Raw genomic sequence first — 24,176 nt, 5'->3', positions numbered from 1 at the left:
AACAATAATATGGAAGAAGACTTAAAAAAAACAGGTTATTTATTTGGCGGGAATGCTGTTTTTGTTGAAGAGCTATATAAGCAATATCTAGCCAACCCTGCCTCGGTTGATCAAACTTGGCAAGAATTTTTTGCCTGCATTAAGGATAATAATACTTTACTCAATAAAAGTACGGCAAAAATAATTATCCCTGATGAAATAAAAAAAGAATCGTTAAATAATAATTTATCGTCTGAAGACTTAAATAGTTTAAAAGCTAAGGAAATGATCAATGCTTATCGCAAGCATGCTCACTATTTAGCGAATCTTGATCCGCTTGGTCTTGAGCTACGTAAAACAAAAAATGATTTAAAGCTTAATATAGAAACTTTTGGTCTTGATAGCAGTCAGCTAGAAGAAAATATCAATATTACGGATGAATTTGTCGGTACTTGGAACTGTAAATTATCTGAATTAGTGACCAAGTTCGATAAAGTTTATACAGGTTCTATAGGTGTAGAGTTTGAGCAAATAGAAAATGTAGCAGAAAAAAACTGGTTATATAATAAGCTAGAAAGCGAAGTTACGTTTTCTTCTGAAGACAAAAAAACTATCTTAAATGATTTAGTAGAAGTAGAAGGGTTTGAGCAGTATTTACATACAAAATTTCCCGGAGCTAAGCGTTTTTCCATTGAGGGTGGTGATGCTTCTATCGTTGCTATGAGTAAAGCTATAGATTTATCCATGCATCAGGGCGTCTCAGAAATCGTTATCGGTATGGCACATCGAGGGAGATTAAACACTCTAACTAAAGTAGTAGGTAAGCCATATAAAGCCGTTATTGCAGGCTTCATAAGCGGCAGCGTATTTCCTGATGAGCTAAATGTTTCAGGCGATGTAAAATACCATTTAGGCTATTCGTCCGATAGAACTCTAGAGGATAAGAAAATACACTTGTCGCTAGCCGATAACCCTTCACATTTAGAAGCGGTAAATCCTATAGTTGCAGGAAAAGTAAGAGCAAAACAAGATATTCTTGGAGATACTAAACGCAGCAAAGTCAAAGCTATTTTAGTACATGGCGATGCTGCTTTTTGCGGTCAGGGCGTGGTTGCCGAGAGTCTATCAATGTCACCTTTAGCTGCTTATGATATCGGCGGGATATTGCATTTCGTTATTAATAATCAGTTAGGTTTTACGGCTAATGCTGCAGATACTAGAGCTAGTAGATATTCTACGGAGTTTGCTAAAATCATAGCTGCCCCGATTTTACACGTTAACGGTGACGATATAGAAGCAGTGTTAAAAGCCACCAATATTGCGGTAGAATACAGGCAGAAATTCGGTAAGGATGTTGTAGTAGAAATTATTTGTTACCGTAAATATGGGCATAATGAGGGCGATGAGCCAATGTATACTCAAGGCAAGATGTATAACATTATTAAAAACAAACTGACCCCTGGAAATATTTACGCAAATGAGTTAGTAAAAAGCGGTATAATCGACAATAATTATTTTGCTAAGTTAAAAGAAGAATTTAAAGCAAAACTAGATAAGGAATATAAGCAGGCAAAAAGTTATAAGCAAGAAGCACATTTCTTAGGCAGATTATGGCAAGGTATTTCTCGTACTCGTACACAAGCTACAATAACGGGTATCAGTAAAAAAACATTACACGATTTAGGCACTAAACTATGCGAAATACCAAAAGATTTTGCCATTAATCCAAAAATTGTAAAACTATTTGAAGCTCGAAAAGCCACTCTAACAGCTGATCAACCTATTGATTGGGCGACGGCAGAGCAGCTAGCTTTTGCGAGCTTGCTTGCTTCAGGCACAAATATAAGGCTAACCGGACAAGATTCGGGACGCGGTACTTTCTCGCATCGTCATTCAGTATTGCACAACCAAATTGATGGTACTACCTATATACCTCTAAATAATTTATCTAAAGAACAAGCAAAATACGAGGTAGCCGATAGTAATTTATCTGAATATGCGGTGCTTGGTTTTGAGTATGGTTATTCACTCGCAAACCCAAAAAATTTAGTTTTATGGGAAGCACAATTTGGTGATTTTGCTAATGGAGCTCAGATTATTTTTGACCAGTTTATTTCAAGCAGCGAAACTAAATGGCTTCGTATGAGCGGGCTTGTGGTTTTGTTACCTCATGCATTTGAGGGACAAGGACCGGAGCATAGTTCGGCAAGACTTGAGAGGTTCTTACAACTGGCGGCTGAGAATAATATGTATGTTACATACCCTACTACCCCTGCTTCGATTTTCCATCTGCTACGTCGCCAAATACTTGATGATACCCGTAAACCTTTAATCGTAATGTCGCCGAAATCATTATTACGTCACAAATATGCCGTATCTAAACTTGACGAGCTAGGTGAAAATACTACTTTCTTACCGGTTTTAGATGAAGTAACTAAAGTAGATACAAACAATATTACTAAAGTAATTTTATGCAGCGGTAAGGTATATTACGATCTATTTGAAATGCGTGGCAATAACATTAATATAGCGATTATTAGGCTTGAGCAATTATACCCTTTTGAAAAAAAACTTGTAGCATCGCTATTAAAAAAATATAATGGGACGCAGGAATTTATTTGGTGTCAGGAAGAACCAAAGAATATGGGAACTTGGTGTTATATAGTTTCTCACTTAAACGATGCTTTAAAAGAAGCAGGAATTAATAATGAGTTTAAATATGTAGGTAGAGAGGAATCAGCCTCTCCGGCAGTAGGCTCGCTGCAAGCACATAATAAACAGCAAGAGAAACTATTAAGGGCAGCATTGGGAATATGATTCTTAGGGTATTGCCTAATAATCATCATTGCGAGCGACTAAAAGGAGCGTGGTAATCTCAGGAATTTGCCTTAGATTGCTTCGTCGACGCTTATAGCGTCTTCTCGCAATGACGATAAAACTATATAGGGCTATGCTATACAAATATAGGAGTAAAATAAATTATGAGCGTTAAAATTATAGTACCGTCGCTTGGGGAGTCCATAACGGAAGCAACTATTGCCAAATGGTATAAGAAAGAAGGCGATTCGGTTAAAACCGATGAATTACTTTTAGAAATCGAAACCGAAAAAGTGACTTTAGAAGTTAATGCTCCTTGCAATGGTACTATAGGTAAAATATCGAAAACTGACTGTGCAAATGTAGCAGTTGGCGAAGAAATAGGCGAAATAAATGAAGGAGCAGCTGCAAATACTGCCGGTACTAATAATGAATCTGCTAAAGCTCAAGCAGTAACACAACCTACTTCAGAAAAACCTGCCGTGGCTAATAATACTCTTGCTCCTTCTGTACAAAAATTAGTTACCGAAAATAAGCTTGACCCCAATAATATAAAAGGAACAGGTAGAGACGGTAGAATTACCAAAGGTGACGTGCTTGCAACAATAAACACTACGGCTACTTCTGCTCCTGCAATAAGTAAATCTAATGAAGAAAGAGTGCAGCGTGTTCGTATGTCACGCTTGCGTAAAACTATTGCACAGCGTTTAAAAGATTCACAAAATACAGCAGCTATTTTGACTACTTTTAATGAAATCGATATGTCAAAAGTAATTGCTTTGCGTAATCAATATAAAGAAGAGTTTGAGAAAAAGCACACTGTGAAACTTGGGTTTATGTCTTTCTTTGTTAAAGCAACAATTGAAGCTTTAAAGCTTATTCCGTCGGTAAATGCTGAAATAGATGGCGATGATTTAGTATATAAAAATTACTATGATATAGGTGTAGCTGTCGGAACAGAGCAAGGGCTTGTTGTACCGGTTGTTAGGGATGCCGATAAAATGGGATTTGCCGAAGTGGAGAAAGCTATAGGAATTTTGGCTAAAAAAGCTCGTGAGGGTAAGCTTTCTATTGCTGATTTGTCAGGTGGGACATTCTCGATTTCTAACGGAGGCGTATATGGCTCATTATTATCTACACCGATTATTAATCCTCCTCAATCAGGTATTCTAGGCTTACATAAAACCGAGGAAAGAGCTGTAGTTATAGACGGTAAAATTGAAATACGTCCGATGATGTATATAGCTTTATCTTACGATCATCGTATAATTGACGGGAAAGAAGGAGTATCGTTCTTGGTAAAAATTAAGCAGCTTATTGAGAATCCTGAAAAGTTATTGTTAAATTTGTAAACAATTGTCATTGCGAGTAGCCGTAGGCTGCGTGGCAATCTCATGGAATCATAACCAAACTCCTGAGATTGCTTCGTCAGTTACTTCGTAATTTTCCTCACAATGACGTGGTCCCGTTTTTACTCTTTGAAAAAAAAGTAAAATCATTCAAAGAAAGGAAGTATATAATAATGATAAAATGTACTCGTCGTATTGAGTTCGATGCAGGACATAGAATTATAGAACATCAAAATAAATGTCAATTCCTGCACGGTCATCGCTATGTTCTTGAGATCGCTATAGCCGCAAACAAAACCGATAAACTTGGTATGGTAATCGATTTTGGTTTAATTAAGGATTTAGCTAAAAAATGGATTGATGAAAATTTTGATCATAGCTTAATCCTACATCAAGACGATAAGGAAATGGGGCAGCAAATAGAAAATTGTACCGGTCAAAAAATATATTACATGCAAAATAACCCGACTGCAGAAAATATAGCGACGCATTTAAAGAATGAAATTTTTCCTAAACTTTTCGTAAGTCAAAACTTCTTCGTAACGAGCCTCAAACTATATGAAACACCGAATTGTTTTGTTGAGGTTTAGGCATGCAAGATTGCTGTTTAATTTTAACTACTACTAATGATTTGCAAATTGCCGAGAAAATAGCATCTGTTTTGTTAGAATTAAATCTTACTGCCTGCATTCAAATTGACGATGTCAAAAGTTACTTTAGATGGGATGGTAGAGTAACTTTAGAAACTGAATATAGACTTGTAATTAAAACAAAATCTTCTAATTATAATGAAATTGAAAATAAACTCCTTGAAATTCATAATTATGAATTACCGCAAATAATAAAAATAAATATTGACTATGGCTTTCAAAAGTACTTAGAATGGATTAACCACAATAATAAATAAACTTATAGTTGAGCAAATTTAAAAATTAAGTAAGTAAATTATGAAATTATGGCAAAAAGTTACCTTAGGGTTAATCTTAGGTATTATATTTGGTATATACTTACCACAATATGTTAATTATATTAAACCTATCGGTGACATTTTCTTACGTTTGATAAAAATGATCATTACCCCTTTAATTTTCGTCAGTTTGGTTTCCGGTATCACTAGTATGAATGATGATTCTGCCCTTGGTAGAGTAGGAATGAAAGCGGTAGCCGCTTTTTTAGGTACTACTTTTTTTGCCACGGTTTTTGGACTCACTGTTGCCTTAGTATTAAAGCCAGGAGTAGGCGTACATATAGATTTCACCTCTTCAGGAACGACAAGCAGAACTTCATTTAATATAATTGATTTTTTTGTAAATATCGTCCCTGATAATGCTGTTGGGGCTTTTGCAAACGGTGATGTCTTACAAGTTGTATTTTTTGCTATTTTTGTTGGAATTACCTTAAACAAAATGAAATCTATCGGTGAACCTATTACTGATTTAATTCATGTAATGTCAAAATTAATATTAAAAATGATATCGTTTGTTATTCAATTATCCCCTTACGGTGCTTTTGCTTTAACAGGCTGGATTGTAGGCATGCAGGGAGTTGAGGTAATGATTAGTTTATCGAAACTTGTTGTAGCGGTAGTTGTGGCGATGACATTCCAATATTTAGTTTTTGGCTTACTTATATTTGTATTCTGTCGTGTTTCACCTATACCTTTTTATAAGAAAAGTTTTGAGTATCAGATACTTGCTTTTTCTACTTCAAGCAGTAAGGCAACTCTTGCAACTACTATGCAAGTTTGTCGTGAAAAGCTTGGCATTTCAGAGTCTAGTACTTCGTTCGTACTTCCGATAGGTGCGTCAATTAATATGGACGGCTTTGCTATAAATTTATCTCTTACCACCATATTTTTTGCTCAGATGATGGGAGTAACGCTTGCTCCTCACGACTATTTAGTCATTATTCTCACCTCAACACTTGGATCTATCGGTGGTGCCGGTATTCCCGGTGCCTCTTTGATAATGCTTCCTATGGTTCTTTCTTCGATTCACTTACCTATAGAGGGAGTAGCAATTATTGCTGGTATTGACCGAATACTTGATATGCTACGTACTACTATCAATATTACCGGCGATGCAACAATTACTATGATTATAGATAACAGTGAAGATACTTTAGATAAGGAAGTATATTTATCTTAATGATATTGCTAATAAGACCAGACATTGTCATTGCGAGCAACTATAAGCATTGTTGTCTGAATTGAAAAATGCGTTTTATGTCATTCCCGCGAAAGCGGGAATCCCAGGAAAAGCGAAATTAAAATATAGTTATCAAAAAGAAGATAATAGAATAGAATTTTTACAAGGTGATTCTAATAAAGTAGAGGCAATATTCCCAAAAGAAAAAATATCTGAAATAGTACATCCTATACTTTGAATAGAAGATGCTCATATTAATACTATAGGTATTTTATTTCATCATTGAAGATACTAATATTGACTATAATAATGCGTGCTATGATGTTTGGAGGAAAATTTTAGATGAAAAAACTTGTATAGCAAAATTAGAAAATTTAAACAATAAAATCGTTAGATTAACTAGCTGGTTGAAAGAAAACAAAGATTTATATTGAGTAGATACAAAATATGTAAATTATACAAAAGAAATTAAAGATGCCGTAAATAATAATGCAGAAATTATACATATAAAAAATATCGATCAAAAAAATTATAATATAATGACTCCCTATGACGGTGAGGTATGGATTAGCGGAATAGAAGAATTAATTTGTCATATGTATGGAGTAATAGGGATAATTGGTAGTTTGCCTGTATTATATAAAGAAGATAAGAATATTATTAGAGCAGTAGCACCAAGACGTAATTCGCATAATGAACGTAGCTCTCAATCGCCGTATAATGATTGAGATTGGCATGTAGATGCTGCATACCGTCCAAATGACCAAGAAGAATGATAACTTATCTCCTATAGTTGACTATTTAATTTGGGGGATTGTACATAAAGGACATGAGAATCTACCTATAATATATATTAGCCTTAAAGGTATATTAAATCAATTGAGCTACCAAGATATCTTAATCGGGCTAACAACATCGCAGTCGTAGACTGCATGGCACTCCCCAAAAAATAATAAAAAAAATTCTGTAAATCAGGATTTTTTCTCTTCCTTACTTCGTCAATTGCTATGCAATTTTCTTGCAATGACAGATACAGAACATAAGGCAGAAAATTAAGATAGGTTTTTATCCTAACTTGTGAAGTATAAATAGAAACGCTACAAAAATTTAACGGTGAGAATTGAGAAGCTTTTTTATTGCTTTTCTTTGTTTTGAGTCTTTATGCTATTTCTTTCTTCTATAATTTTTAGTTTAGTTTTAAATGGAGCAACAAATAAAGCAGTATAGTATTCTGCGTCAGAAGCATGTAAAGTTCTATTAGCATCCACCACTATCCAATCTAAAGCTCTTTTCTCTTTGCAATCGTTAATTTTTTGATCCGCTCCATATTCTAATAAAATACGAGTAGGTTCAACATTAAGATATGATGATGCATAATAAGGGAAGTCATTCCGGTTTTAGAATTTTGAACATTAGGATTAACACCTAACTTAAGCAAAAGTTTTATTAAATCAAGATTATTTCTTTCTGCGGCTAGCATCATTCCGGTAATACCGTCTTCATATCTTAAATTAGGACTCATTCCCTGATTAATTATAAAGTTTGGCAATTTCCGGCTTCATAAATCCTATATTTATATGGATTAAATTCATAGGTGCACCACACTTTAATAAAAAATCGGCAATATATTATTATTCGATATAGCATAATCTAAAGGAGCCCAGCCCAAATATGGTTGATTTACTCCATATCCCTCATCTAATATTTTTTTACTTCATCAATATTATCTGCTTTAATAGCATCTGCTATCGGTGTAATTGGATTTCCGACTTTTTGATCATACTCAACACCATTCACATATATCTTTTTTAAACTCAAGTTTACATTCCATAACATGAATAGAAGAAATAATAAAAATAATTATAAACTTTAAAATTACTTGAATAATTTTCATATAATCAATCTAGGTACTATGTAGCTATACAGCATTAAACCTTTGTCGGTAAGATAGATATTTTCATCTAGTCTAATTAAGTCTAACGCTTGATAATGCTTAAGATTATTCATATCTAAAATATTCTCTAATTTCGTGTTTAATTTCTGCTCTAATGTAGAAATATTGATACCTTTGCTAAGGCGTAAACCCATCATTAGCATTTCTTCAATAATCTCTTGATGTGCTAACTTAGTATTAGTTTGAATACCAACATTTTTTGTTTTAACCGAATCTAACCATTTTTCAGGTTTATGCCACATCATAATTGCCAATACCGAACTTGAGGATTCAATGATTCTACTATGAGCTCCGGGGCCTATACCTAAATAGCTATTATAATTCCAATAAGTTAAATTATGCAAACATTCATGCCCTATCATAGCATAATTGGATATTTCATATCTAAAATACTTTTTAGATTCTAGATAATGATTCGTCCATTCATACATTTCAGCTGCCGCATCTGAATGCGGCAAAATCAGATTCCCCTCCTTAAATAATTTATAACACGGCGTACCTTTTTCGATAGTCAATTGATAAAGAGAAATATGTGAGGTAGCGAGCTGCATAGCTTGTTTTAATTCTTCTTGCCAGTCTTTTAATGTCTGACCGCTACGTGCATATATTAAATCAAATGACACTCGTAGAAAAATCGTATTTGCCGCCTCAATTGTTTTAATGGCCTGCATACAATCATGAGTTCTACCTAATTTTTTTAAATCGTCTTCTTTTAAGGATTGCACTCCTATTGAAACACGATTAATTCCGGCGGCTTTGAATGCTTTAAATTTTTCAGTTTCAAAGGATGTGGGATTAGTTTCTAGAGTTATCTCGGTTTGATTATCAATAATTGCTAGATTACTGATTTTATTTATTATTCCTTCAACTATTACAGGATTCATTAAAGAGGGAGTACCGCCCCCAAAAAAAATAGATTTTATATATTTATTTTGAATAATATCCTTAAAATATTCAATTTCAGTTTCATAAGATTTAAGCCACTGATTATGATCTATAGTACTTGCTACATGAGAATTAAAATCACAATACGGACATTTTGACAAACAAAAAGGCCAATGAATATAAATACTTAAATCATTAGCCATAACTCTCATATTTTGTATTTTTGCTAGTGCTAGTTTAGGTTTTGTGGACATTTCTAAAAAGATTTAATTTTGGTTATTTTTTGCTACAAATTATAAGATTTTTTTGAAATATGAATAACTATTTCTACAAAAATCTTATTAATTTTCGCTAAAAAAGACCTCAAAATAACAAATCAATTAGCAATGTCCACAAAACCTAGCATTTTCTTTGATTTTATTCAAGGTGTATGATAAAACACTATTCTAATTCAAAGCAAACTTTAAATAAAGCTTTTAATTTAATAGATATTATTAAAATTATGAAAAAAAATTACCCACTAAAAAATTACCCACTATTTTATAATTTTTTTATTAACTTTTTGTGTTCAAGCTATGGGAAGTAATAATGAACAAATATATAACCCAACAGACACTAAATTTCTAGAAGAAGCTGAAGCTCTAAAATGGGCAAAAGAGCATACTGATAAAACAGAAAAGGCTTGCCAATCTATGCCTACTTATAAGGTAGTTAAGAAAGAAATAGAATCTGTTTGCTATGATCAAAGCAACACTCCTTTTGGTGCTATACGTAAAGGTTACGTATATAATTTTTGGATGGATTATAAAAACCCGCAAGGGTTATGGCGTAGGACATTGGTTGAGAATTACTCGAAAGATAAACCAAATTGGGAAGTTCTAATCGATTTTGATAAATTATCCCAAAAACTCGGTAAAAAAGTAATGTATCGAGGTGGGAGTGATTGTTTTCAAAACCCTAATCGTTTCTTAATTACCATGTCATTTGGCGGTAAGGATGAGATGTTTTTTAGAACATGGGATTCAGAGAAAAAAGATTTTGTAAAAAATGGTTTTGAGCCAAAAACAAGTAGCGGGAAATTACTAGAAGGTAAATTTACTGTCCCTACTTGGGTTGATCAAGATACTATTATATTTATCCAGTTTTACATCAAGAGGAAGTGACTGACTCTTTATATCCTAGCTCGCTCTACATATGGAAGCGAGGAGAACCTATAGAGAAAGCCAAAAAATTATTTGAAATACTAAAGAATTATATACGTGTATCAGCCAGTAAGCTTTTATCCGATAATATTTCTTCATCTTTAATATTTATATCTGCAGATAAGGATTTTTATAATTACGATAATTATATTTTAGATACTAAAGATGAGAGCTTAAAATTACAAAAAATAAATATGCCATCAGATGCAACACCTGAAGGTTCTTTTAAATAATATGTATTTTGGCTACTGCATTCCGATTGGCAATTTAAAGATAGTAATATAAAGCAGGTTCACTTGTTGCCATACAATACGCTGATCTTCTAAAAGAAGATAGCGATAAAGCTAGCTTAAAAATATTATTTACCCCAACAGAGAGGGAAGTATTGTATTTTGTAGGAATGACTAAAGATACGGTATTTTTAACTAGCTATGAGAATGTTATTTCAAAAGTAGTAACATTTACATTAGAAAATAATGAATGGACAAAACCGGTAACTTTACTGTCTTATGAAAATACAATTTTTGGTATATTGTCTGATGATGAGGAAGAAGATGCATTAATTACTATAGAAAATTCTATAGTTCCTCCCACTATCTATTTATAGGATAAAACTCATGAATTCAAAGTTATTAGAAAGCCTTTATATCCGTTTGATAGCAAAAATTATGTTATAGATCAAAAGGAAGCTACAAGCTCAGATGAAGTTAAAATACCATAATTGTCTATAAAAAAGGTACAAAATTTGATGGTCAGAATCCAACATTACTTGAAGCATACAGCGGTTTTCAAGTAATCAACTCTCCATATTTCTCTCGCATGGAAAATGAAGTATGGGTTAAACATGGCGGGGTTAGTGTTCTTGCTAATATTAGAGGTGGCGGAGAGTTTGGTCCTGAGTGGCATAAGGCGACTCAAGGAATAAAACGTCAAACCGAATTGAATGATTTTATCGCGGTAGCAGAGGATTTAATAAAGCAAAATATTACTAGCCCTGAGTATTTAGGAATTAAAGGAGGAAGTAACGGCGGATTGCTAGTAAGTGTTGCAATGACGCAGCGTCCTGATTTATTTGGAGCTATAGCATGTGAAGTGCCGATACTGGATACGATATAAAGAATTCGGAGCAGGACATTCATGGGTTACAGAATATGGTGATCCAAAGTAGAAGATTTAGTACATATCAAAAAATATGCACCACTAGAGAATTTATCTTTAATGCAAAAATACCAAGCTGTGTTAATTACAGATTCAGTATTAGAGCAGCGTGTACACCCATGACATGGAAGAATTTTTGAGTATGTGCTTGAGAAAAACCCAAATACTAAAACTTGACTTTCTAGGAAGTGTATATAGTGGGCATGGTAGTGGTAGTGATTTAAAAGGTAGTGCCAATTATTTGATCAATATTCATACATTTTTTGCAAATGCTTTGAAATTAAAAATTAATTAAATTTAATACTAGGTCAATATGTGTTACTTATTATACTACTGGATAGTTTTAAAAAAAACCATCGATGTCATTCCTGCGAAGACACATGGGTGTCAACTTAAGGAAAAGGTCACTCCGTGGCTTGACCACAGGGTCCATATAATTTTAGTATTTTTAACTGGATCCCACGATCAAGTCGGCATTGTTGCATGGATCGGAAAACCTACTCGATGTCATTCCCGCGTAGGCGGGAATCCAGAAAAATAACTTCAATATTGCTACAGAAGTTACATACTTGATAAAATAACCATACAAACACTTGTTTTTATATGCTTGACTGGATTTCCGCCTTCGCAGGAATGACATAATGTAGATACAATATAAATTCAAGAAAACAATTTTCCAATTCCGCTACGTAATAGATTTTTAGGATTCATTTTACTGGCTTTTTTCATTATCTCGCTTATTTGTTTATATTGCTTTAGCAAAATATTTACCTTTTGTACCGTAGTTCCTGCTCCAGCAGCTATACGTTTCCTACGAGAAGCATTAATTATATCGGGATTTTTACGTTCTTTTGGCGTCATAGATAAAATAATTGCTTCTTGATGTTCAATTATTTTACTATTTAATTTTGATTGATCTATTTGATCCATAATTTTACCGCTACCCGGTAACATACTAAGTATACTTCCAAAACCTCCCATTTTTTTTATACTTCTCATTTGCTGAAGATAATCATTTAAGTCAAACTTACCCTTTTTTAATTTAGCTGCCGTTTTTTCAGCTTCTTCTCTATCAACGATACTAGCTGCTTTTTCAACAAAAGAGATAATATCACCCATATCCAGTATTCGCGAAGCTAAACGTTCAGCATCGAATTCTTCTAAATCAGTTAGGTTTTCACCGCTACTTAAAAATTTAATCGGCTTTTTAGTAATATATTTTACACTGAGTGCTGCACCACCCTTGGAATCGCCGTCAATTCTAGATAAAATTAATCCTGAAATTGCTAACTTTTCATTAAAACTACTTGCCGTAACTACTGCATCCTGCCCTGTCATACTGTCGATTACTAACAAAGTTTCTGTAGGCTCCACTATCTTTTTTATTGCAAGCGCTTCCTCCATCATAGCTTTATCAATTTGTGTACGACCTGCCGTATCATAAATTACGACATCATAAGCAGAAATTTTAGCCTCGGCAATAGCTCTTTTGACAATATCGAGGGGTTTCTCACCTTGCACAATAGGTAATGAATTAATCTGTACTGAGTTTGCAAGTATAGCGAGTTGCTCTTGTGCGGCCGGTCTGTAAGTATCTAAAGAAACAAGTAAAACTTTCTTATTTTGATTTCTAAGCCGTAAAGCAAGCTTACTACTCGCCGTAGTTTTACCACTCCCTTGCAGCCCTACCATTAGGAAATTTACGGGCGGCTTTGAATTTAAATTTAGCTTTGTCTCACTTTTACTTGAAGCTAAGAGATTGATCATCTCTTCATGGATAATTTTAATTATCATCTGTCCAGGTGAAACAGACTTAATAATCTCCTGCCCTAAAGCTTTCTGTTTAACTTCCGCTATAAAATCTTTTATCACCGGTAATGCAACATCTGACTCTAAAAGAGCCACTCTTATATCCCGCATAGCAGCATCTATTTGGGCTTCCGTCAAAATGCCTGAGCTAACTAGCTTATCAAAAATCTTCGTTAAATTTTGTGTTAAAGTTTTAAACATGCAAATAATTTAATTTATAAAGTTCCTAAAACCTAATATATACTACGAGTAAATGAACAATAGTCAAAATAAAACATAAATTAAATTTATATTCTAGAGGGAGGCCGCTTTCTATCTTGAATATCTATTAACTATTTAAAAAAAAAGGAGTATCTCAATATATTTTGTTGTTTTATGGATAACATAGAAAGGAACGTAGTGATTATCGTGTTAATTACTAGAAAACTCATTCACCACTAATATATAACTTGTTTTTAAGTCCAAATCATAATCAATGGTATTATATATTAACTTTTTTATGTCGGTAAATTTTTGCAGTAAATATGAAGGGTGTCTATTTGATAGTTTATTAAAAATCTTATTTTCCAAATTTAGAAGTTCAATATTAACATTGGCAGATTTTTTAAGGATTCTATTCATTAATAATAATAAATTATCAATAAAATCTAGCCATAATTCTCGGTCTTTAGTAGTAAAGCGATTAATAAAATCTAACGTTTGGTTATCTGCTATCGACTGAATAAACTCGGAATATAATTCGTTTTTAGTATGATGGATAGATGATCTAACATTAATTTTAAAACATCTTGATCTAATTGTAGAAATAATACTTGCAGCTCTTGAAGTAATTAAAAAAATGTAACTATTCTTTGGTGCATCTTCAAGAATTTTTAAGCATGAATTCGCTGCATTCAAATTCATAAGATCCGCCGAATAAATTATTGCAACTTTATAACCTGAAATTGCAGAAGTTTTACTTAAGAAGTCTTGTAATTTTCTTATTTGTTCAATAGAAATATTTTTAGCATTAGATGTAGCTGAAGTTTCCCTAGCGATGAAATGATAATCAGGATTGTTTGCAAGAGGAATGCTATTCTTAAAAAGCTTAATATATATAAACTCTTCTAAATCTTTTAAAGCTTGCTCTATATTTTCGGCTTCGATAAGCCAACTATTGTATAGCTTATTATGTTTTAAGTGAAACTCTAGGCGTTCAATTATCAATGGTTGTAATATCATTATGAATTGTACTTAAGAAGTATTCTATATCATTCCGACTTTTGCAGAGCATTATCGCATGAGCCGGTTTTTCTAGTGTCACCCCGCAAGCGTGTAACGGGGTTCGGAAATTATTAGTACTGTAAATACGTTACTTCTTTTAATTACAAGCTTCTTTCATTTTTCTTCCGGCTCTAAAAGTAGGTTGATTGTAAGCCTCTATTTTCATTTTTGCTCCGGTTTTTGGGTTACGACCCTCACGTGCTTTTCTATGATGTATTTCAAATGAACCGAAACCTGTTATATTAATATTATGGTGACTCTTTATAGCACTAATCACACTATCAAGAACTAAATTCAGTGCTTTCTCGGCCTCAGCTTTTGTTAATGTTTTATGTGAAGCATGTTTATGATTATGACCATGGTCGGTCATAAATGCTATAAATTCGGTTTTATTCATTTTTTTTGGTTCTTTTTTGTTATGTGTACTCATAATAAAATCAATTCTCCTTTGATAGGTTAATATGTATTGATGTTTTTTTATAAAACAATATATACAACTGGCAATAATATACATCAATATATTTTTTATGTAAGTTAATTATAACAAACTACCCACATACTGCAAATGCCAGTTATTTACAAAGTTTAAAATATATACGTTATTATATTAATCTATAGAAAAATGTAGCCATTTTACATCAGTTATAGTGAAAATTTATCATTAAAACCCTAATTTATTGTCAGTAGTAAATTACAAAAACTAATTTTCTACTCTATAAAAAATTATAAGTTTTTTAATAAAAAACAATATATACTTAATTTACATAAAAAGTAGAAACCGTCTTTCACCTTTTATATAGAATATTTCTAACCGAATAGCAGATTATGTAATAATTCGCTATTCACATTAATTTAGAATAAAATTTTTAAAGAAAAATATATTAAATCCAATGTTATTGTCTGAAATTTGTATTAAACGCCCTGTCTTTGCTACAGTTTTGAATTTGGTTATCGTAGCTCTTGGAGCAATTTTTTTACCAAACTACAAATTAGAGGTACTCCGGATATTTCAGTTCCTATTATAAATGTCGAAGCTCATTATGCAGGTGCCGATGCCTTATATATGGAGCAAGAAATAACGACACGTATAGAAAAAGCTTTAAAGACGGTTAAAAATTTAGATTATATAACTTCTCAAAGTTCTACCGGCGAAAGTAGTATTACTTTATCGTTTCTATTATCTACCGATATTGAAGTAGCACTAAACGATGTCCGTACCAAAATATCGGATATCACTTATATGTTCCCGCAAGATATGAAAGCCCCGTCAGTTGCAAAACTTGATGCCGATAATTTCCCAAGCCTCTTCATAAGCGTTAAAAGTGATCAATATAGCGATTTAGAATTAACAAAGATCGTCGAAGATAATCTACAAACACCGTTAGATAAACTTGAAAGCGTAGGACAGTCACAAATTTACGGCGGTCGGGAATATATAATGAGAATAGAACCCGATTCTAAAAAATTATATCAACATAAAATTTCTTTATTGGAGATTGAATCCGCAATAAAAGAGCAAAATAAAGATTATCCCGCAGGTACGATTAAAACAAAAAGCAATAATTTTATAGTAACTCTTGAAGGTTCTTTATCTACACCGGAAGAATTCGGTAATATTATTCTAAAAGTACAAAACGGAGGTATCATAAAATTACGAGATATAGCAAAAATATCTTTAACTTCTCCCGATGAGGACATAATTTTTAGATATAACGGCAAAAGCTCTATTGCCCTTGGTCTTATAAAAGAATCAAAAGCTAACGTCATAGATTTATCACATGAAGTCACTAAAGCACTAGAAAGAATTAAAGAATCCATGCCCAAAGGAATAAGCATGGGTATCGCATATGATGGAGCAACACCTGTAAAAGCATCAATTTATGCAGTATTTCAAACAATTTTTGAAGCTTTAATATTAGTAGTTTTAGTCACTTATTTATTTCTTGCTTCTGCTAGAATTACCTTAATTCCGTTTGTAACGATTCCGGTATCGTTGATCGGTACTTTTAGCGTAATGTATGCTTTTGGATTTTCTATTAATATATTTACGCTCCTTGCTATGATACTTGCTATAGGTTTAGTGGTCGATGATGCGATAGTTATGCTTGAAAACATTTTTAGATATAATGAAATGGGGCATAAACCCATGGAAGCGGCTATGCTTGCTTCTAAAGAAATCGGCTTTGCAATCATTGCTATGACTATTACGCTTGCTGCCGTATTTTTACCCGTGGGTTTTATAGAGGGTTTTATCGGGAAATTATTTATTGAATTTGCTTGGACTTTAGCATTTTGTGTTTTATTCTCAGGATTTGTTGCTTTAACTTTAACTCCTATGATGTCAAGTCGTATGGTTACAAAACATAATACGGACTTACCAAAATTCTTAGTAAAGTTTAACGACATTCTAAAATTTATTCAAAATAAATATATTTACTATCTAAAGCTAACTTTTGACAATAAAAAGAAATTTGTCATCATTATTGCATCATCATTTATAGTGCTGATTATTAGTTTTAAATTTACTCAAAAAATTTTTGTACCCCAAGAAGATGATGGATTTTTACAAGTTTCTCTTAAAGGTCCTGAAGGTTCTAATTTAGAATCTTCTACTAAAGTAGTGAAAGAAGCCGAAAAAATCCTTGCTAATTATAAAGATATATTAGGTTATCTGATGGTAATAGGTGCAGGCGGTAGCGATAATGTTTTTGGATTCATTCCTCTAAAAAATTGGGGTGAGCGTTCTTGTTCCCAAGAAACTATTAAGAATATGTTAAATAAGCAGTTTTCTGAAATACCGGGCATGTCGATTTGCGCTATGGATCCACGTTCAATGGTTAGCGGGAATGCACGTAGCCCTATCGAGTTTACTATTCAAACAAACCTTGAATATGATGATCTAGATAAAATATCACAACAATTTATTGATATAATGAAAACAAATCCTATTTTCTTAAACGTCAATAGAAATTTACAATCGGCAATGCCGACTATAAGTATAGAAGTTAACCGTGATAAGGCTTATTTATACGGAATGGATTTGGCAAATATAGGCAAAACGGTACAATATTTACTTGCAGGTCAACAACTCGGGCATTTTAGAATGAGTAATGATTTATATGACGTTATATTACAATTTAATCAAAAAGATCGAAAAGATATTAGCGATTTTAGTAAAATTTTAATCAGAGCAAAAAATAATAATATGTTACCGCTTGAATCGATAGCCAATATTACGGAAAAAATATCAGTAAAATCATATAATCATTATAATAATTCAAAATCCGTTACTATTTCTTCCGATCTTGCTCCTGACGGGAAAATTGATGATGCAATTAATGAAATCAATAAAATAACCGCTAAGTTACTTGATCCTAGTAATACTATAATTGAATATATCGGAGAAATTAAACAAATGAGAGAGGCAGACAGTAATATGCTTATAACATTTGTGTTTGCTCTTATATTTATCTATTTAGTGCTTGCAGCTCAATTTGAAAGCTTTACTGACCCTTTATTAATATTACTCGCCGTACCTTTCTCAATAACCGGCGGTGTACTTGCTCTCTGGCTTGCCGGTAATAGCCTTAATATGTATAGTAATATAGGACTTATTACTTTAATTGGATTAATTACTAAGAATTCTATTATGATAGTAGAATTTGCTAATCAGCTAAGAGCAAAAGGAGTAAAGGTTCAAGAAGCTATAATAGAATCCTCAAAACTTCGCTTACGTCCAATTCTTATGACTACTCTTGCTGCCGTAGTCGGAGCTTTACCTCTAGTTTTTGCAGACGGGGCCGGTGCTGCTGCTCGTAATTCTATAGGCTTTGTAATAGTTGGAGGATTAAGCATCGGTACTATATTTACAATTTTTGTTATACCTGTAATATATCAAACTTTTAAGAAGGATTAATAAATTATTATAAAATTTAGTATACATATAGCTCAAAATGAGAAATGATTATTTTACGTTAGTTTTGTTGCATAGCTCGGAAAACGCATATAGTGTCATCCCGAGGCCTCACCACGGGATCCAAAAATGTAACCCATAATACTAGTAATTTTAGTATTTTAACTGGACCCCGCTATCAAGTTGTGGGATGACAGAGGTATGAGCCATGCAACAAGGCCTTTTACGTTTAACTAAAAGGAGCTTAAATATGTTAATAAATACTTCTAATAATCCACTTATTACTACTGTACATTTATTATCTTCTATAGGTGCTATAAATTGGGGCTTAGTCGGATTATTTAATTTTAATTTAGTCACACTTTTATTTGGCTCATTTCCAATTATTGTTACAATACTTTATATAATTATAGGCTTTTGTGGTGTATATTCTTTCCTTTGTTTAGGTAAGCTATTTTGTAAACCCAAAATAGAAAAGGTGAAGTAACTCTACCTTTTCGTCATTGCGAGCAGTAGTAGGCTGCGTGGTAATCTCATGAAATCATAACAAACTCCTGAGATTGCTTCCTCAATTGCTATGCAATTTCCTCGCAATGACGACCTAACAACCTCACTTGTGCTATAGCAGTTATTGCTGCTGTTTCAGCACGTAATATATTACTTCCTAAACTTATAGATTTTGTATTCTTATATGAGGCAAGAAGTTCCAACTCATCATTAGTAAAGCCTCCCTCCGGTCCTACAATAATAGTTATATCACTATTACTAAGTGATGATGAAATTCGTAATATAGAATTTTCTTCTTTTTCATGTTCATTAGCATATAACATCAAATTATTATTCTTTTTTAGATAATCTTGTATTGTGATAGCTTTTTCAATTATCGGGGGAGTAAGACGTTCTGATTGCTCTGTTGCCTCAATAACACATTTCGTTAAACGTTCGATATTTACCGATCTCAATTGACACCACCTAGTAATTAATGGAATAATTTTAGTTATACCGAGTTGCGTAGCCATATTTATTGCAAGCATTAATTTATCTTGCTTTATTATAGCAACAGCAAGAGTTAACGTAGATTCTGTATAAGGCTTTTTTAACTGTTCTTTAAGTCTAACCGATAGGTTATTTTTACCTATATCGTTAATTTGTGCTAGAAATTCTCCATCCGTACCGTTAAAGAGACGTAAGCCATCATTTACTTTAAGACGTAGCACCGTTTTGACATAATGAACATGATCACTTGCTAATTCTATCTTGCTATTTTCAGCTAAACGACTATTAATATAAATACGGTTATATTTCATATATTTAGTACTATGGACGATAAAAAAGATAATAGACATCTTTCCAAACCAGCTTATAGAGAGGAATTTACAGGAGACACGGAACTCAGCATCACAGCGTATATGGACATACGTGAGGATGCAAGTACCGGACCGACGTCTAAATTACCTCTAGAAGCGAAGTTTGGAAAGATGTCTCATAATATATCAGAAGAAGCAAATTTACCAAAAGAAAAAGAAATTGGCGGTGTTAAAGGTCTAGAACCGACAAGATACGGGGACTGGCAGCATAAAGGTAAAGTCACAGATTTCTAATGCCTTGCCTTCAACACACTAAAATTTTACCCTATAAACCGCAAGAATTGTTTGATTTGGTCTGGGATGTAAAATCTTATCCTAAATTCTTGCCTTGGTGTTCTGCTTCTAGAATTATTTCAGAAAATAATCAAGAGGTTATTGCTGAATTAGTAATTCAGTTAAAAGGCTTTTCAGAAAAATATAACTCACGAGTTACACGCGAAATAACAGATGATGGAATATATTTGATTAATACAGTAGCTATTTCAGGACCTTTTGAATATTTAAAAAGTACTTGGCAATTTGTTCCATACACGGCAGGAACTGAATTAAAATTCTTTATTGATTTTAAAATGAAATCCGTAATACTGGATAAATTAATCAGCACTTATTTTACCAAAGCAACCGAAAAAATGATTATAGCTTTTGAACGGAGAGCTAAAGAGGTTATTAAATAAAAAAGAGTAAGGTTATAGATCTATAACCTTACTCTTTAGAAAGCTTTGTATTTAGTTACTAGGCAATATCAGATATATATCCTTCATCTCCTAAGATTTGAGTTTGATCATCATTAAGATTATTATAATCAAGGCTATAAAACTGCTCTTCTTGTTCTTCACTAGTACTGGAAGTATGATAATTAAATAATTCTTCATAATCTTCATTTATTTCAGCATATTTCTGTATTTCTTTTGAAAGTTCTACTACTTTATTTTGCATAGCTTTTTCTGTACCATGCCATAACTTACTTGTCAAATTTGGCTTGTATTCTGCTAATTGCTTATTTTTGTAACTTTCTCTCTTTGCAACAGTTTCTAAACTTAAAGCTTTTTCAACATCTTCACTTGAATAGCCATTTTGTATTAGCTGCTGAATAATACAAGCATGTAAAGGAAGAATACTAGTATCTAGAACTAATTTATTTGTATATTGTCCTTTCACGCCAGGTATTGCCTGATATAACGCACGATCTGTTGATTCTACTATTTCATAGCCACCATTATGTTTGTAACCAACACCGTCTTCCGTTAAACTTAAGGTTGGTACGCGAGTTATTGCATTAGATATTATCTTACCGTTTGTTCCTTCAATATATTTACCGGTAAATTTATCTATACCGTTTTTATCTATAGCAGTACCGTATACAAAACTTCCTAACCCCGAAGTAGCCAAATACTCTTCAACTTTAGTTGCTTCATGAGCTTGAGTAAAAAGCTTTATTTGTTCATTACTCTCCATAATGCCTTTTGCCCCATAACTAGTACCAAAAACACCCCCTGTTATTAAAGGTATTTTGCTTAACCAACTACTAGATGAAAAAAAACTACTTATTCCTACAAAAAAGCTTCCCGATGCTAATTTTGTATAAAAACTATAATCTGCTTTTGCTTTTTCTATTAAAGATAAGTAAGTAATCGGTTTATTACTTCCGAATAAGTTTCGTATTAATAATGTCAACATAGTCTATCTCCTTATTTTATTCACCATATTTCATGGTTACAAATGCACTATACAACAAAAATAATCAGATATCAATCCTTTATTTAATAATAGATTAATAAACATTAATATTTGACTTGACATTTTTTAGAAAAAACCATATTTTATGGTAAAATTAATCAAAAAGAGGTAGATATGCCTACGTACAAAAATTCTAAACATATTAGCACTAAAAAGCTTGCTTATATAGGTTTAGACCTCGCATATAAAACAGATGATTTAAATATTTATAAGCTAAAAGCATCAAAGGTCAATGAACAATTAACAGATCGCGGCTGGGAAATACTGACTGCTTCATGTGATAATATCAACACTGCTAAATATGATTATAAAGCCGTCGCATTTATAAATAAAGAAACTAAAGAAGTTCATATTGCTAGTGCCGGCACAAAATTTAATATATATGATTTATTAGACGACTTGCTTATCGCTCTGCACTATTTACCTACTAAACTAACTCCACTTCAGGATTTTGTTAATGAAATAATTAACAAATTAGGCGGCTTAAGTAAAGCCACAGAATATAGTTTTAATACTAGCGGTCATTCACTTGGAGCAATAATTGCAGATTTAACCTTAGTAGAAATACATTCTCGCAACCTAAATTTTAATAAATCTATAACTTTTGACAGCCCTGGCTCAAAACCGATAATTGAAAGAGGCATAGAAAAAAATTTATTTACCGGAAAAGTAACAACTCCAATAAAAGAGCTAGCTACCCATTCTAAGATATATAATGCAAAACATAATCTTATTAATATTACTAATAAGCATTTTGGAAAAACAACAATGGTACTTCCTGGTAAAAAAACAGCACTACCACAATTAGAAGAATGGGCATCATATTTATATAATTTTGCCAAACAAAAAGTTACAAAATATCTAGGAATTAATGGAATAGTCGAAGGCTTTGAAGAAATCATAGCCGGAATCAGTAAACATGGACTTGTTAATTTTTCTGATTTGAAACAGAATATTACTTTAACCATAGATGATTGGGAAGCAGCAACACCAAAATATGCTAAAAATACTCTAAATTTAAAAAATAATTTATATAATCAAATAGTTGAAACTGAAACCGGAGCTAATTTAGTTGGGATGTATAATAATTTTCAAAGCTGCAGTCAAGAATATGCTCAGGAAGTCCAAACAACAGGAGATATAAGTAATTATCATCTATATCCTCTAATATGTTAAATAAAAAAATAACATATATAATAAATTTATAGGCAGAAATTACCTTTCGCCTTTCATATTCATTATTTCTTATTTAGAGCAACTAAATAGATTTCCGTAGATTCACTGCGACTGGATGAAGGTTTAAAATGTTTCACTGTTTTAAATTCACGCTTTACTTTATGTAATAATTCATTTTCTGCACCGCCACGAAAAATTTTAGCGATAAAATGACCGGAGGGTTTTAGTACTTTTAAAGCAAATTCAAAAGCTTGCTCACATAAAAGTAAGGTTCTTATATGGTCTGTAGCTTTATGACCTATGGTATTTGATGCCATATCACTCATTACTATATCAGCTCTACCGTCTAAAGCCTGAATAATTAATTCTTCCGTATCTGCTTCAAAAAAGTCCTTTTGAAAAAATTCAACTCCAGCAATATGTTCGATTTCTAACACATCGATAGAGATTATTTTATTATTTAGGTTATTATCCGAAGCTTTAATAAGCTTGGAAGCTACTTGACTCCATCCCCCAGGAGCTGCTCCTAGATCAACAATTTTCATGTTAGGAGTAAAAAGTTTAAATTTTTCATGAATTTCAAGTAGTTTATATGCAGCTCTCGACCTAAAACCGTCTATACGTGCTTTTGCAACATACGGATCGTTTAATTGGCGTCTAAGCCAATTACTAGAAGAGACGGTGCGTTTTTTAGAAGTCTTAACTCTAACAAATTTATTTCTATAACCGCTTAAATTATTTGTCATAAAATCTTTTATACTTATAAATATAATGAAGAATAAGTAGACGAAGTTTAACCTGGAAAAGAGCAAGGAATCCACAAGAAGAGGCACGAAAGCCGTTAATAATACTTGAGTACCACAGTACTTGTAGCCAATTTTTCAAATTAAACGAGTATGCTCTTTTGCTATTTTATCTAATACAGAATTAACAAAACCAATTTCATGCTCATTTAACATATCATTTGCTATGTCCGTATATTCGTTGATTACTACTTTAGCAGGCGTAGTAGGGCAAAATAATAGCTCACATATACTAACACGCAATAAAGCTCGGAGTAAGATCGGCATATGTGCAGGATCTTTATCATTTGTTAAATGATTGTCGATAATTTCGTCTAGTTTATTAATATTTTCAAATACTGACTTTACCAGCATTTTAAAATGACTTATACTTAATGATATTTTTAAATTCTCAGGTAAATCTGTTATAGAATTATTATTTTGATAAAAAGAAAGTACATTTTGCATGATATCATCCATATCGTCGTTATTTTGCAATATGTTTTGATAAATAGCTTGCACTGCTGCAATACGTGCAATAGACTTTTTATTAATTTTATTTGAACTCATAAAGAAAAGAAATTTAAAATTTAATTTTCGTCATTGCGAGTGTGATATGGCGTGATGTCATTCCCGTG

19 protein-coding genes and 3 pseudogenes are annotated in these 24,176 nt (G+C 32.5%); 13 read left to right on the top strand and 9 right to left on the bottom strand.

The features are described 5' to 3' along the window. The first annotated feature begins 9 nt into the window (after positions 1-9). From RAT170B_RS00605 to RAT170B_RS00575, 7 genes are all read left to right on the top strand, one after another. The gene (locus RAT170B_RS00605) at positions 10-2,796 is read left to right on the top strand and encodes a 2-oxoglutarate dehydrogenase E1 component (protein WP_014013934.1); all 2,787 of its coding nucleotides are present in this window, start codon (positions 10-12) and stop codon (positions 2,794-2,796) included. 164 nt (positions 2,797-2,960) lie between these two features. Beyond that, a complete protein-coding gene (gene odhB, locus RAT170B_RS00600; RefSeq protein WP_014013933.1) occupies positions 2,961-4,148 on the top strand; it encodes a 2-oxoglutarate dehydrogenase complex dihydrolipoyllysine-residue succinyltransferase in 1,188 nt (395 codons plus the stop codon). Between the two features lie 170 nt (positions 4,149-4,318). After that, positions 4,319-4,735: a 6-pyruvoyl trahydropterin synthase family protein gene (locus RAT170B_RS00595; RefSeq protein ID WP_004996555.1), complete on the top strand. Its 417-nt coding sequence runs from the start codon at positions 4,319-4,321 to the stop codon at positions 4,733-4,735. A gap of 2 nt (positions 4,736-4,737) precedes the next feature. After that, positions 4,738-5,052, top strand: a complete 315-nt coding sequence (gene cutA / locus RAT170B_RS00590; protein ID WP_014013932.1) for a divalent-cation tolerance protein CutA — start codon at positions 4,738-4,740, stop codon at positions 5,050-5,052. A gap of 40 nt (positions 5,053-5,092) precedes the next feature. Then, positions 5,093-6,292: a dicarboxylate/amino acid:cation symporter gene (locus tag RAT170B_RS00585; RefSeq protein ID WP_045805333.1), complete on the top strand. Its 1,200-nt coding sequence runs from the start codon at positions 5,093-5,095 to the stop codon at positions 6,290-6,292. Positions 6,293-6,344: 52 nt separating this feature from the next. Beyond that, complete coding sequence (locus RAT170B_RS00580) at positions 6,345-6,530, top strand: hypothetical protein (protein WP_045805332.1); 186 nt, start codon at positions 6,345-6,347, stop codon at positions 6,528-6,530. A 301-nt stretch (positions 6,531-6,831) separates the two neighbouring features. Further along, positions 6,832-7,020 (top strand): hypothetical protein, encoded by a 189-nt coding sequence (locus tag RAT170B_RS00575; protein WP_045805331.1) that lies wholly within the window; start codon positions 6,832-6,834, stop codon positions 7,018-7,020. Between the two features lie 602 nt (positions 7,021-7,622). On the opposite strand, the pseudogene RAT170B_RS09470 reads toward RAT170B_RS00575, so the two are convergent. Then, a pseudogene (locus tag RAT170B_RS09470) lies at positions 7,623-7,961 on the bottom strand (ankyrin repeat domain-containing protein). Between the two features lie 221 nt (positions 7,962-8,182). Beyond that, complete coding sequence (gene hemW, locus RAT170B_RS00555) at positions 8,183-9,385, bottom strand: radical SAM family heme chaperone HemW (RefSeq protein WP_045805329.1); 1,203 nt, start codon at positions 9,383-9,385, stop codon at positions 8,183-8,185. 321 nt (positions 9,386-9,706) lie between these two features. Between hemW and RAT170B_RS10905 the strand changes: the two are divergent. Continuing rightward, positions 9,707-11,786 (top strand): annotated as a pseudogene (locus tag RAT170B_RS10905) (prolyl oligopeptidase family serine peptidase). A gap of 365 nt (positions 11,787-12,151) precedes the next feature. Here RAT170B_RS10905 and ffh read toward each other — a convergent pair. The 3 genes from ffh to RAT170B_RS00515 all read right to left on the bottom strand — a co-directional run bounded on the left by ffh (position 12,152) and on the right by RAT170B_RS00515 (position 14,993). Then, positions 12,152-13,501 carry a signal recognition particle protein gene (gene ffh / locus RAT170B_RS00525; protein WP_014013923.1) on the bottom strand — a complete coding sequence of 450 codons (1,350 nt, stop codon included), beginning with the start codon at positions 13,499-13,501 and terminating at the stop codon, positions 12,152-12,154. Between the two features lie 210 nt (positions 13,502-13,711). Further along, a complete protein-coding gene (locus RAT170B_RS00520; RefSeq protein WP_186786257.1) occupies positions 13,712-14,521 on the bottom strand; it encodes a DNA polymerase III subunit delta' in 810 nt (269 codons plus the stop codon). Between the two features lie 139 nt (positions 14,522-14,660). Continuing rightward, on the bottom strand, positions 14,661-14,993 hold the full coding sequence (locus tag RAT170B_RS00515; RefSeq protein WP_045805327.1) for an HU family DNA-binding protein: 333 nt from the start codon (positions 14,991-14,993) through the stop codon (positions 14,661-14,663). Between the two features lie 460 nt (positions 14,994-15,453). On the opposite strand from RAT170B_RS00515, the pseudogene RAT170B_RS00510 reads away from it, so the two are divergent. Then, positions 15,454-18,479: pseudogene (locus RAT170B_RS00510) on the top strand (efflux RND transporter permease subunit). A gap of 247 nt (positions 18,480-18,726) precedes the next feature. Next, entirely contained in the window at positions 18,727-18,963 is a 237-nt protein-coding gene (locus RAT170B_RS00505) for a DUF378 domain-containing protein (RefSeq protein ID WP_014013919.1), read from the top strand. 88 nt (positions 18,964-19,051) lie between these two features. On the opposite strand, the gene RAT170B_RS00500 is transcribed toward RAT170B_RS00505, so the two are convergent. Next, positions 19,052-19,783, bottom strand: coding sequence for a 16S rRNA (uracil(1498)-N(3))-methyltransferase (locus tag RAT170B_RS00500; protein WP_014013918.1), 732 nt, complete (start codon positions 19,781-19,783; stop codon positions 19,052-19,054). A gap of 12 nt (positions 19,784-19,795) precedes the next feature. Between RAT170B_RS00500 and RAT170B_RS00495 the strand changes: the two genes are divergently transcribed. Beyond that, positions 19,796-20,077 carry a DUF1674 domain-containing protein gene (locus RAT170B_RS00495; protein ID WP_045805326.1) on the top strand — a complete coding sequence of 94 codons (282 nt, stop codon included), beginning with the start codon at positions 19,796-19,798 and terminating at the stop codon, positions 20,075-20,077. Continuing rightward, complete coding sequence (locus tag RAT170B_RS00490; RefSeq protein WP_014013916.1) at positions 20,077-20,517, top strand: type II toxin-antitoxin system RatA family toxin; 441 nt, start codon at positions 20,077-20,079, stop codon at positions 20,515-20,517. The genes RAT170B_RS00495 and RAT170B_RS00490 overlap by 1 nt, the downstream gene beginning before the upstream one ends. Before the next feature lie 58 nt (positions 20,518-20,575). Here the strand turns inward: RAT170B_RS00490 and RAT170B_RS00485 are convergent, their stop codons facing one another. After that, complete coding sequence (locus RAT170B_RS00485) at positions 20,576-21,520, bottom strand: hypothetical protein (RefSeq protein ID WP_045805325.1); 945 nt, start codon at positions 21,518-21,520, stop codon at positions 20,576-20,578. Between the two features lie 174 nt (positions 21,521-21,694). On the opposite strand from RAT170B_RS00485, the gene RAT170B_RS00480 reads away from it, so the two are divergent. Further along, positions 21,695-22,756 (top strand): hypothetical protein, encoded by a 1,062-nt coding sequence (locus RAT170B_RS00480; RefSeq protein ID WP_045805324.1) that lies wholly within the window; start codon positions 21,695-21,697, stop codon positions 22,754-22,756. A gap of 62 nt (positions 22,757-22,818) precedes the next feature. On the opposite strand, the gene RAT170B_RS00475 is transcribed toward RAT170B_RS00480, so the two are convergent. Beyond that, on the bottom strand, positions 22,819-23,502 hold the full coding sequence (locus RAT170B_RS00475) for an RlmE family RNA methyltransferase (RefSeq protein ID WP_014013913.1): 684 nt from the start codon (positions 23,500-23,502) through the stop codon (positions 22,819-22,821). A gap of 135 nt (positions 23,503-23,637) precedes the next feature. Further along, on the bottom strand, positions 23,638-24,108 hold the full coding sequence (gene nusB, locus RAT170B_RS00470; protein ID WP_012152483.1) for a transcription antitermination factor NusB: 471 nt from the start codon (positions 24,106-24,108) through the stop codon (positions 23,638-23,640). Positions 24,109-24,176: the final 68 nt, after the last annotated feature.

The organism is Rickettsia argasii T170-B (assembly GCF_000965185.1).
In the GTDB taxonomy this organism is placed as follows: domain Bacteria; phylum Pseudomonadota; class Alphaproteobacteria; order Rickettsiales; family Rickettsiaceae; genus Rickettsia; species Rickettsia rickettsii.
The sequence above is the reverse complement of the archived record's forward strand: the minus strand, read 5'-3'. Positions and strand labels throughout refer to the sequence as shown.